Origin of the sequence: Emticicia sp., from assembly GCF_049241225.1 — a bacterium.
Lineage (GTDB): Bacteria > Bacteroidota > Bacteroidia > Cytophagales > Spirosomataceae > Emticicia.
The window spans coordinates 1-2,347 of the sequence record NZ_JBMLRC010000070.1 but is presented as its reverse complement, the minus strand read 5'-3'; the positions used below and the strand labels follow the sequence as shown (position 1 = coordinate 2,347).

Genomic DNA, 2,347 nt, shown 5'->3' with positions numbered 1-2,347 from the left:
TTAGCGTTATAATTCGCTGAAATTTACTGAAAGGTATTGATAAGAAGCATGACTCACAAGGTCATGCTTTTTTGTGTTTGTGTCGGCTGTTTTCTGAAAAGTTTCGTATATTTAAAAGTAAATCACAAAGAAAAATACTTAATCGTCATTCCTAAATAAAAAATATGCTACATATCAACGAAGCAACTGCTTATATTCAATCAATCATCGGCGACTTTAAGCCACAATTTGGTATTATACTCGGTACAGGGCTCGGTAAACTCACCACCGAAATCGAAGTTGTTCATACAATCAATTACGAAGATATTCCTCATTTTCCTATCGCAACTGTCGAATTTCATACTGGAAAATTACTTTTTGGTAAACTCGAAGGAAAAAATGTAGTTTGTATGCAGGGGCGTTTTCACTATTACGAAGGTTATACCATGAAACAAGTGACGTTTCCGGTAAGAGTGATGAAAATGCTCGGAATCGAACGATTATTTGTGTCGAATGCCTCTGGTGGAATGAATCCGATGTATCATGAAAGTGATTTAATGATTATCGAAGACCACATTGCTTTGTTTCTACCCGAAAATCCGTTAGTTGGGGCTAATATCATGGGCGATAGATTTCCCGATATGAGCGAGCCGTATGATTTGGAAATGATTGAAAAGGCAAAACTCATTGCTACTCAAAATGATATTGAGGGCGTACACAGCGGTACGTACGTGAGCGTAACAGGCCCACAGCTCGAAACCAAAGCCGAATATAGATTGCTCAGAAATCTCGGAGCAGATGCCGTAGGAATGAGTACAGTGCCAGAGGTGATAGTGGCACGTCAGATGGGCTTACCAGTTTTCGGAATTTCGGTTATTACTGATATGTGTATTCCAGAAACACTCAAAAAAGCCGAAATCGAAAATATTTTAGCGGCAGCTTTCAAAGCCGAACCAAACATGACACTGATTATCAAGGAATTGATTGGGAGTTTGTAGGGGTAGTGTCGGTAGTTCATTAAACAAGAAAGGTTTTAAATGAAGTTATTGAGAGTATTAACGTCAGCAGGGTTCAAAACCCTGCCGACGTTCTTTTTACACTACAAAACCCAGTAAATTCATAAAAAACCATAAAAAAAGCCCTTTGAAGTTTATCACTCAAAGGGCTTTTTACTTATACTCAGTTACTAATTTTTAAAAACTGAAATTGACACGAGCGAACACAAATCGACCATTGAAGCCCATTTGTTGCACACGACGTGAATAGACAAAACGACCCAAAGACATATTGCCTGAGTGTTTATGTACGTCTTGATAAACATCAAAAATGTTATTCGCACCAATCGCAATGTTTGCTGCTTTATGAATTTGGTAATTTAGCGTTAAATCGGTGGTAGTTTTTGGTGTAAAAGTTTGGTCTAAAGTTTCACGCGTGTTATTGTTGAAAGCATTAACCACAAAATTAGCTTCTGTAATGATTGTTGGGTCTAAATAAACTACTTCACCAAAATGTACCATACGAACCATCGCACCAAATTTACCTAATTTATAGTTGATTGTTCCCGTAATTTTATTGCGAGGGCTGGCTACCTCGATGCGGCTTTGGTCTTCACGGTTAAAATAATTAGCTAACTGACCACTTTTGATGAGGGTTTCAGAAGCCTTAATTGCTGGCTTACCATCGCTACCTTTGATTACCTCATTATCAATAAATGCTCCAGCTAAGGTAAATTTAATACCATGCTTACCAATTTTAGTGCTGTAAGCCGCTACTGCCTCTAATCCTCTCGAACGAGTATCAATAGCATTAGTAAAGAAGTTAGCAGTATTAGCACCCACAGCTGTCAATTGTGCTGCAAGATTGGCATCACCATTGGCCGTAAAGTTATTAGTTAAGATAATGCGGTCTTTGATAGCAATCTGATAAGCATCAACCGTTAATTCTAATTTACCTAATTGAGCCGTAGCACCTAAGCTATAATTGGTAGAGGTTTCTGGTTTGAGCGTAGGAATACCCAAAATTGCAGCTGCTCTGCTATTATTTGGTAGGGTCGCACTTTCAACTGGTGTCTGTACGCCATTAATTGTAACAAACAAAGTATTTGTTTTTGAATAATAGCTTTGCTGCAACGAAGGAGCTCTAAAACCTGTACTAACTGCTCCACGAATGGCAATTTTGTCAGTTAATTTATAGCGTGTAGCAAATTTGAAGTTCAAAGGCGTTTGAGTAAAGTTTGAGTATTTTTCCAATCTCAATGCCCCCGAAACCACCCATGCTTTTGTTACATCAAGCTCCACGTCTGAATAGAATGCGTAGCTATTTCGGCTGAAGGTACCAGCATCTTTCGGGAAGAAACCAGCAAAAACTT

The 2,347-nt window shown here is 38.4% G+C and carries 2 protein-coding genes; one reads left to right on the top strand and one right to left on the bottom strand.

The features are described from left to right. The first annotated feature begins 164 nt into the window (after window positions 1-164). Window positions 165-977, top strand: a complete 813-nt coding sequence (locus ACOVO2_RS04635; protein WP_421768840.1) for a purine-nucleoside phosphorylase — start codon at window positions 165-167, stop codon at window positions 975-977. Between the two features lie 195 nt (window positions 978-1,172). Here the strand turns inward: ACOVO2_RS04635 and ACOVO2_RS04630 are convergent. Then, window positions 1,173-2,347: TonB-dependent receptor plug domain-containing protein (locus ACOVO2_RS04630; protein ID WP_421768839.1), on the bottom strand; the 1,175-nt coding region annotated here is incomplete at its 5' end.

What these genes read in the sequence shown, in the direction of transcription:
- ACOVO2_RS04635 (WP_421768840.1), top strand. Translation starts at nt 165, where the DNA reads ATGCTACATATCAACGAAGCAACTGCTTATATTCAATCAATCATCGGC.